The organism is Nonlabens sp., from assembly GCF_039941875.1.
Taxonomy (GTDB): domain Bacteria; phylum Bacteroidota; class Bacteroidia; order Flavobacteriales; family Flavobacteriaceae; genus Nonlabens.
Map to the genome: position 1 here is coordinate 1 of NZ_JBDVDQ010000002.1, position 9,854 is coordinate 9,854.

At 37.0% G+C, this 9,854-nt stretch carries 2 protein-coding genes and 1 pseudogene; 2 read left to right on the plus strand and 1 reads right to left on the minus strand.

Annotated features, from left to right (window positions below):
- Positions 1 to 117: 117 nt before the first annotated feature.
- Positions 118 to 2,109 (plus strand): OmpA family protein, encoded by a 1,992-nt coding sequence (locus tag ABJF08_RS00370; RefSeq protein WP_348114069.1) that lies wholly within the window; start codon positions 118 to 120, stop codon positions 2,107 to 2,109.
- A gap of 112 nt (positions 2,110 to 2,221) precedes the next feature.
- On the opposite strand, the gene ABJF08_RS00375 is transcribed toward ABJF08_RS00370, so the two are convergent.
- Positions 2,222 to 3,841 carry a peptide chain release factor 3 gene (locus ABJF08_RS00375; protein WP_348114070.1) on the minus strand — a complete coding sequence of 540 codons (1,620 nt, stop codon included), beginning with the start codon at positions 3,839 to 3,841 and terminating at the stop codon, positions 2,222 to 2,224.
- A 480-nt stretch (positions 3,842 to 4,321) separates the two neighbouring features.
- Between ABJF08_RS00375 and ABJF08_RS00380 the strand changes: the two are divergent.
- Positions 4,322 to 9,854: pseudogene (locus tag ABJF08_RS00380) on the plus strand (hypothetical protein); the annotation flags it as partial.

The following is a 9,854-nucleotide window of genomic DNA, read 5'->3' on the forward strand; positions in this document are numbered from 1 at the left end:
AAACGCCGTTTTTAATGACGGTAGTTATGAACTTTTTATGAGATTTGAATTATTTAACAGCTACGACCGTATCATTACACCTCGTTTCTTCTAAGAAAAATAAACACAGCATATATTATGTTTAAAAAACTATCCATACTAATCATTCTTTTTACCTTCTCTTATGGGCATGCTCAACAGGGAAAGGTAGATAAAGGGAATGAAAAATTCAATTCTTTAGCATTTATTGATGCTCAGAAAATTTATTTAAAGTTAGTAGAAGAAGGCTTTGCATCTCCTGAAGTATTAGCAAAATTAGGTGATACGTATTACTTTAATGATGACCTTCAGAAGGCGTATAAGTGGTATAATCAGCTATTTGAAGAATATGAAGATAATGCAAAACCTGAGTATTTCTTTAGATATGCGCAATCTCTTAAATCTGTAAGTAGGTACGATGAGGCAGATAGATTAATGTCAAAATTCAATACGTTCAAAGGTTTTGATGTTAGATCTAAGATGTATTCTGAAGAGCCTAATTATTTACAAATAATAGATTTTCAATCTGGTAGATTTGATGTGGTAAACACTAAAGAAATTAATAGCTACACAGTAGATTTTGGCCCAGCATTTTATGAATCAGAAAGTCAAGTAGTGTATGCTACTTCTAGAGATTCTGGATCTATGGTAAGTAGAAGACATACATGGAATGATCAGCCTTTCTTACAGTTATATACTGCAAAGGCAGATGAGTCTGGTAAATTAAGCTCACCTAAAAGATTATCTAGTAATATTAATACAAAGTTTCACGAAAGTACACCTGCAATAACTGCAGATGGTGAAACCATGTATTTTACTCGTAATAACTATGATAACGGTGTTTATAGACAGGATATTGATGGTATGAATAAGCTTAAGGTTTTTAGATCTTATAAAGAAAATGGTAGATGGTCTAAGCCTGTGTCTCTTCCTTTTAATAGTGATGAGTATTCTGTTGCGCATCCTGCGTTGAGTCCTGATGGAAAACAATTGTATTTTTCAAGTGACATGCCTGGGACTATAGGTTATGATATAAATTCTGACTTCACTAAGTCCGATATTTGGGTAGTAGATATACTTGAAGAAGGTCAGTTTAGTGAGCCTAGAAATCTTAAGAATGTGAATACACCTGGACGTGAGACTTTCCCTTTTGTTAGTAAGAATAATACATTGTACTTTGCTTCTACAGGTCATCAAGGTCTTGGAGGGTTAGATGTATTTGCTAGTTCAATAAGTCCAGATGGTAGTACTAGTAAAGTTATTAATATTGGTAAACCTATTAATACTACTAGTGATGATTTTGCTTTTATCATTAACGATGACACTAAAATAGGATACTTTACTTCTAATAGAGCAGGTGGATCGGGAGATGATGACATCTATAGATTTATACAACTAGAGGACCTAAGAGAGGTTTGTGAGGTTCTAGTTACAGGTACGGTTACCGATGAGAAGACAGGTGAGCCGATGAATGAGGCGACTGTTATGGTGATGGATGCTAATAATAACAAAGTAGACCAATTAGTAACTGGTGAGAATGGTAAATATGTTTTTAAATTAGAATGTGGCAAACAGTATTTTGTTAGAGTAGAAAAAGAAGATTACTCTTCTGACGAAGATCTGTTCTCAACGCCTACAAAATCTGGATTCATAGACGTACCACTAGAGATAGAGACGGCTCGTATAGCAGTGTCAGACTGTGATGATATAGGTCCGTTACTAGATATTGAGCAGATATATTTCGATTTTGATAGATTTAATATCAGAAAAGACGCAGCTTATGAGTTAGCAAAGATTAAAGTGTTTATGGAATTATATCCACTTACTAAGGTTGAAATACGCTCTCATACGGATAGTAGAGCTCCTGACGACTATAATGATATACTTTCAGAGAAAAGAGCACAGAGTACACGTAATTGGCTTATATCAAAAGGTATTGATGCTTCTCGCTTAACTGCCAAAGGTTTTGGGGAAAGAAGACTGTTAAATAGATGTTCTAACGATGTAGAATGTTCTAAAGAAGAGCACCAGCTTAACCGTAGGTCAGAGTTTATAGTTACTGGTTTAGATAACTATAAAAACTGTGATTAATTTTTAATGCAGTAAGCTATTAAAAAAAAAGGCTCTGAACTTATCTAGTTCAGAGCTTTTTTTTATGTTTGTCAGATGGTAATTCCGCTTTCGCGAAAGCGGAACTATTCAACTATACCAATGCCTCAGCAGCTGGTTCAAATTCAGATATGAAATGAAATTTAATACTAGGGTATTTCTGTTGTGTCATTTGCAATGAGAAAGAAGAATCTGCTAGAAATACCAGTTGTCCTCTTTTATCCTTGCATAAAAACTTGGATTTCACACGTTTAAAATCAGTAAATTCTTCTGGCTTTGCAACGCTTTCATCCACCCAGCAAGCTTTATGTACATTAAGATTTTCATAAGAACATTTGGCACCATATTCATGTTCTAGTCGGTACTGTATAACTTCAAATTGTAGAGCACCTACAGTACCTATAACCTTGCGACCATTGAGCTCAAGTGTAAATAGCTGCGCAACACCTTCATCCATTAATTGATCTATCCCTTTAGCAAGTTGTTTAGACTTCATAGGGTCAGAGTTATTAATATATCTAAAATGCTCTGGAGAGAAAGATGGAATTCCTTTATAATGTAAGGTCTCACCAGACGTTAAAGTGTCACCTATCTTAAAGTTACCAGTATCGTGTAATCCTACTATATCGCCAGGAAAAGACTCATCTACTATTTGCTTTTTCTCAGCAAAAAACGCATTAGGACTAGAGAATTTTAAGTTTTTATCCAGACGTATATGTTTATAAGCTTTGTTTCTTTCAAAGACCCCACTTACTATCTTAATAAATGCCAGTCTATCCCTGTGTTTAGGGTCCATGTTAGCATGTATTTTAAATACAAAACCACTGAATTGATCTTCCTTAGGTTCTACCAGTCTTTCCTCTGCCTTTTTAGGTCTAGGTTCTGGTGCTATTTCTACAAATCCGTCTAGCAATTCTTTTACACCAAAATTGTGTAAAGCACTTCCAAAAAATACAGGTTGTAAATCGCCATCTAGGTATTCTTGTCTATTAAATGCAGGGTAAATTCCATCCACTAATTCCAGTTCATCCCTTAAAGTACCTGCCGCCTGCTCGCCCACTAGTTTATCTAGTTCAGTATCATTAATATCACTTATGGCTTTAGTCTTGTGTATCTCCTTTGAAGACGCACCAGTAAAAAGATTGATATTCTGTTTGTGGATATTGTAGATTCCTTTTAAATCATACCCCATACCTATAGGAAAACTAAGAGGAGTGACTCTTAGACCTAGTATCTGTTCTATCTCATCCATAAGGTCAAAGGCATCCTTTCCCTCACGATCCATTTTATTAATAAAAACGATCATAGGGATATTACGCATTCTACATACTTCGACCAGTTTTTTAGTCTGTTCTTCCACACCTTTTGCTACGTCTATAACTACGATTACGCTGTCCACAGCAGTCAGAGTTCTAAAAGTGTCTTCAGCAAAATCCTTATGCCCAGGAGTATCTAAGATATTAATCTTGATTCCATCATATTCAAAAGCAAGAACAGACGTCGCTACAGATATCCCTCTTTGCCTTTCTATTTCCATGAAATCACTGGTAGCACCTTTCTTAATTTTATTGTTCTTTACCGCACCAGCTTCTTGAATAGCACCTCCATAAAGAAGTAGTTTTTCAGTTAATGTGGTTTTACCAGCATCTGGGTGAGAGATAATACCAAAGGTTCTACGTCTTGCGACTTCTTTCTCAAATTGTTTCTTATTCATAAGATTACAAAAATAGAGAATAGATCTTGATCTATATTAAATTACTTTACCAATATCAATTCTTATAGGTTGTGGCGTTTATATTCAAGCAATCATTATGTTGGTATCGCTTTCGCGAAAGATGCCATAGGTCGATCATAATTGTTCTTTATAGCCCTTAATTGTTTTCAATTGTATGTTATTTCTCTTGTCAATAGTTGTTTAATTGGCTTATTTCTGAAATAATTGATCGTTGAAACGTATGTTTGATTAGGGTTAAGTTACAATAGTCATGCTTTTAAGCTATTATAAATGTATTTAATCGATTATAAATTAACTTAAAACCTAGAGAACATACTATTTCGTTTTTATTCATAATTTAGTATTAATATATGTTAACAAACAGCCTTTTTTGTTAACTAAAAAAAGATACTACCTATGGGAAAAATTACTCCTAGTTCAATGTTTAAGTCATGTTATAATCTATTAAGCTCCTTTTGCTTGAAGTTTATAGGCTTCATTGAAATCAAGTCTGTTTTAACTGTTTTAATTTTAATGATTTCGTTTGTTACTGCTGCTCAAAATTTTGAGACAGTTAGTGTGACAGGGGTTGTTTCAGGTGACAACACAGATGATGCGTTATATATTGTTACATCTTCTATTCCTAATTTAACAAGGGTTAGAGCGCAACGTATCAATGGGCAGCCAGGAGTATTTGTGCAGGATGGTGATGATATTAGATACGCCTCACAGTCAGCTGCTACAGGTATACCTGCAAATAGGTCTAGAATACGATTTAGTTTTTTAGAGTCAGATGGTGTTACTTTAGTTGCTGTAAATGACTTTCGTTTAAAGATTAATGATATCGACGGTATTGATAATGAAGGTTTGGCCACAAACTGTGATTCTGGTGTAAGATTTACTGCAACTGCAGATCCAACTAACATAATAGTTGATAATGTGTTGCCAAACTTAAGTGCTATAGGTTCTGCATCTGAAACAGGTACCGCGCCTAGTAGGGTGATGTATGAATTTGATGACGTGAATGTTATTGAGTTTGAAAATTTTGCTAATAGTGGTTTTGTAAAAGATTTTGATATGAATGATCAGTTGGATATCAATACTCCTCTTTATTCTGTTTGTGATAAGGATACTGATTCTGATGGGTATTTGAATTCGGTTGATTTAGATGATGATAATGATGGTATTTCAGACATTGATGAGTCTGGAGGTTTTGAGCCAGATGGTGATAATGATGGAGATGGCTTGCCTAATTATTTAGATACAGAAGATAACACAGGAGATTCTGCTACCTACATTGCAAATGCTGATGGGTCTGCGACAAATTATATAGATGTGAATGGTAATGGTACTCCTGATATTTATGAAAATACAGACGGAGATGGAGATGGAGTTCCTAATCATTTAGATTTAGATAGTGATAACGATGGGTGTAGCGATGCAAACGAGGCTTATAATGATCCAAATGCAGATGGTGGCGATGGTGGTGAATACGGTGTAGGTGTTCCGCCTAATACAAATTCTGATGGTACAGTTACAGCGGCAACATATTCTGGGACGAATAGTACTGTTCTTACTCCGGACGCTGATATTGATGGAGATGGTTCTGTCGGTGTGTGTGATATAGACGATGATGGTGATGGTAACCCTGATACTACAGATCCTAATCCATTAGTTGCCACAACTAACTCAGATTCTGCTACAGTGGTCGCAGGGAATAGTGTAACAGTAGATGTGTTAGCTAACGATGATTTTCAGCCTAGTGCAAATACAGCAGTTGTTGATACAGGTAATGGTAGTGGTAATGGTACTGTTTTATTTAATAGTCTAGGACAATTGATTTATACGCCACTTGCTTCAGAAGCTGGCTCCGTAGTTACAGTTGAGTATCAAGTTTGTAATACGGGAACTTCACCTATTATTTGTGTTTCTGAAATTGTTTCTATAATGGTAAATGCGGCGCCTCTAGATTCAGATAATGATGGCATTATCGATAGCGTTGACTTAGATGATGATAATGATGGCGTTTTGGATGAGAATGAATTAAAGTGTTCTGACTCACCTTCTGGTTTTATAGATATAGGAAGTACATTTCCTAATGATAATGTTAGTAATCCAGGAAGTCAGTCAGGCTTATATGTCTTTGAAGGAGTTAGTGTTAATTTAACTTACGAGTTGTTGAATAATGCAAATTGGAATTCTGGAGTAGGAACAGCTAATAATGGAGGGGTGTCCGGTACGTACATTAACTTTCAACCAGACGGGACTAACTTTCCTGCGTCGGCGATGTATCCAGATGACGCTGGATCTATAGATGTAGCTTTGTACACTTTTGATGTAGTATCTGATCTTATATATAATGTAGAGTTCAAATGGGGAGGTTTGGATAATAATGATCGTGTAGATTTTATTGCACAATATAATGGTGTCGAGGTGCCGGTTAAACTTTCTGTTATTAATGCGTTAGATACAGGTATTGTTATACAAGGTCAAAGTGCAGTAAGTAGTGAAGCCGGATCTAATGCGCCAAATAATTCAATTTTAGTGAGTGTTAATGGTCCTGTTGATAAGTTAATCGTTGTGGCAGGTAAGGAAGATGGTGCTGGATCTAATGTAACGATGCAGTTTTATGAGTTTTCTTATTGTGTGGTAAAGGATACGGATGGTGACGCAATACCTGATCACTTAGATTTAGATTCTGATAATGATGGATGTGATGACGTGTTAGAATCAGGAGGAACAGATAATGATAATGATGGAGTTTTAGGAGACTCTGCAACAGTGGTAGATGAGAATGGTCAAGTAACAACGGGAAGTGGTGATACAACTGGAGGTTATAATGGAGCTAGTGGTGATGAAACTGTTGCTACACAAGTAATAGTTGATACAGCACCTGCTGATCAGTCGGTAGTTCTTGGAGATGATGTTACGTTTTCGGTAACTGTTACAGCAACCAGTACTTTAGATTTTATGGGCTTTGCACCGAGTACAGAACCAGATTATTCAGGTAGTAGTATGGTGGATGTTACTGGAACAACACAATATCAATGGTTTGAAGGTGATCCAGCTTCTGGAGGTACGCTACTTACTGGAGAGACAAATGCAAGTTTAACCATCACACCTGGTTCAGGTGATGATGGTTCACAATATTGTGTGGTTATTACTCATCCTGATAATGTATGTTTTACACAAACGGAATGTGCTACATTAACAGTTGTACAGCCTGCAGATCCTTGTGATGCAATAGCTTCTGGTAATCCAGATAATGATGGTGATGGTATCAGTAATTTTTGTGATCTTGATGATGATAATGATGGGATTTTAGATACAGAAGAATGCGGCGTGCCTCTTCTAGCAACAAATTTAACAGGTATAGGTACTAACACCATAGATGGTGAGTATATAGCAGATTTGTTTACAGCAGATTTTAACTTGACTTCTCCTTCTATGCCAGAGGGAGTAACAGGTACTCCTGCTCCTGTTGAGATTAATCAGTTTACTTCCGGAGTTACAGACGGTTTGATGGTGATTTGGGATGAAGGATACGTTAATCCAGGCAGTGTTTTTGACATGACCTTGACAATCGATAATGTTCAAGGTGGGCAAATTACGAATATTAGAATTGCAAGTAACGCACCTTCATCTAATTATGGAGCGCAAAATGCCAATAAAGAATTAACATTGACTTGGAATGGAGGAGGAACAGGAGTTCTTTATGACCCTTTAAATGAAATAGTAAACTTGCCTAGTGGTGCAATTGTTTCCTCAGGAGATTTACTGGATTATGAAGCTGGAGGTTTGCGGATTGAGAATTCGCAATGGTATCTAGATGTAGATTTGTCTAGTACGACGTTTCCATTTGTACTAGATTATAACACAGTATCTAGTGTCTTGACAAGAAATGAAGGTTTTGCTTTTATACCTACGGGATGTAGAGATACTGATAATGATGGAACTATAGATTCGCTAGATTTAGATTCAGATAATGACTTATGTAATGACGTTTTAGAGTCTGGCGGATTAGATCCTAATGGTGACGGACGTTTAGGAGCGTTACCTACTATAGTTAATAGTGATGGGCTTGTCACAGGAAGTTCTCCGGCAACTGGAGGTTATGACGGAGCAAACGGAAATGAAATAATTGCAACACAAGTTAATGTCGCTGCAATGCAGCCTACTGACCAAACGGCTACAACTGGTGAATCTGCTACTTTTACAATTGCAACAACAGCAGATAATTCAACTGGATTTACAGTAGGTGTTCCTGATTATGGAACTCCTGGAAATGCAAATGCGGGAGTAAACTATATGTGGTATATAGGTGATCCAGATACTTCAGGAACACTAATTACTGCTGCCGATTCAAATTATAGTGGAGAAAATACAGATACACTAACGGTTAATGATGTAACTGGCTTAGATGGTACCGAGTATTTTGTTGTAGTAAGCCATGATGATAATGTATGTTTTACTGAAACACGTTCTGCTACACTTACTATTGCACAGTCGGATGTAAGTATTGATAAAGTATTGGTCGATAGCAGTCCTTATTCAGTAGGAGATACAGTGACATATACATTAACAGTAAGTAATGCAGGTCCTGATGAAGCTACCAATGTTGTAGTTACAGATATTCCAGAAAATTTAACTATTACAAATATTTCTGGAGGTGGATGTACAATGTTACCTTGTACAATAGCTAGTATTGCTGCAGGTGCTGGTAATGATGTTGTTATAACTCTATCAGCAACAATTGACAGTGAAGGAGCTTTTTCAAATGGAGCTACGGTGGTTGCAGATCAAGATGATCCAGACACTACCAATAATCAAGACTTATCGACAGAGGCAAATAATCAAGGAACAGTTCCTAGTGTTGATCCAATAGCGCAAAACGATATAAGTGCTCCGAGTGTGCCAGGTGATACGGTAAGTGTAGATCCAACAGCTGACAATGGAAATGGAGCAGATCAGGATCCTGATGGAGTATTAGATGTAACGACTGTGAGCTTAGTAGTTCCAGCTGGAGCTACAATGGTTCAGACTGATGCAGATGGTGATGTTATTGGATATACAGTTCCTGGTGAAGGCGCTTGGGAAGTTAATCCTGTGAATGGAGAGATCAGTTTTGCACCAGAAGCTGGTTTTAACGATGATCCAACAAATCCAGCTACTTATACAATAGATGATAATGCTGGTAATACTTCTAACCAGGCTACAGTAACAATCGATTACGTACCAGTTGCAACTGCAGATGAGATTTCTGGCGTTATGCCAGGTGATGCAGCTGTAATTGATGTATTAGCAAATGATGTTGATGGTGATCTTGTAGATCCTACGACAGTAATGATTATAGATCCTGCAAATCCTGGAGTTCCTGTGACAAGCTTAGTAGAACCTGGAGTTGGAGTATGGAGTGTTGATCCAGTAAGTGGAGCGATTACCTTTACTCCTTGTAGTGCAGCTGGAATTCCAGATGCGAGTTGTACAGGATTATTTGAAGGCAGTCCAATGGATATCTCGTATGTAGTATCTGATAATCAAGGGAATGTAACAGCTCCAGCAAAAATAAGCGCAACCTATGCCGTTCCACCAGTTGCTCAAGATGATGAGAGCTTAGCCAATGTGCCTGGCGCTACAGTAAGTGTAGATCCAACGGCAGATAATGGTAATGGAGTAGATGCAGATCCTGATGGAGTATTAGATGTAACGACTGTGAGTTTAGTAGTTCCAGTAGGTGCTACGATGGAGATACTTGATGCGGATGGAGATATTATAGGATATACAGTACCTGGAGAAGGAGCTTGGGAAATAAGTGAAACGACAGGTCAAATTAGCTTTATACCAGAAGCTGGCTTTAATGATGATCCAACAAGTCCTGCTAGTTATACGATAGATGATAATGATGGTAATGTATCAAATGCCGCTACGGTAACAATTGATTATGTTCCTGTTGCAACGCCGGATGTGAGTACTGGTAATGACACTGGTCTTCCAGTAGTAGTCGATGTACTTG

Bases quoted from the DNA above. Each gene is read 5' to 3' on its own strand.
- ABJF08_RS00375 (WP_348114070.1), bottom strand. From the start codon at position 3,841: ATGAATAAGAAACAATTTGAGAAAGAAGTCGCAAGACGTAGAACCTTT.
- ABJF08_RS00370 (WP_348114069.1), top strand. From the start codon at position 118: ATGTTTAAAAAACTATCCATACTAATCATTCTTTTTACCTTCTCTTAT.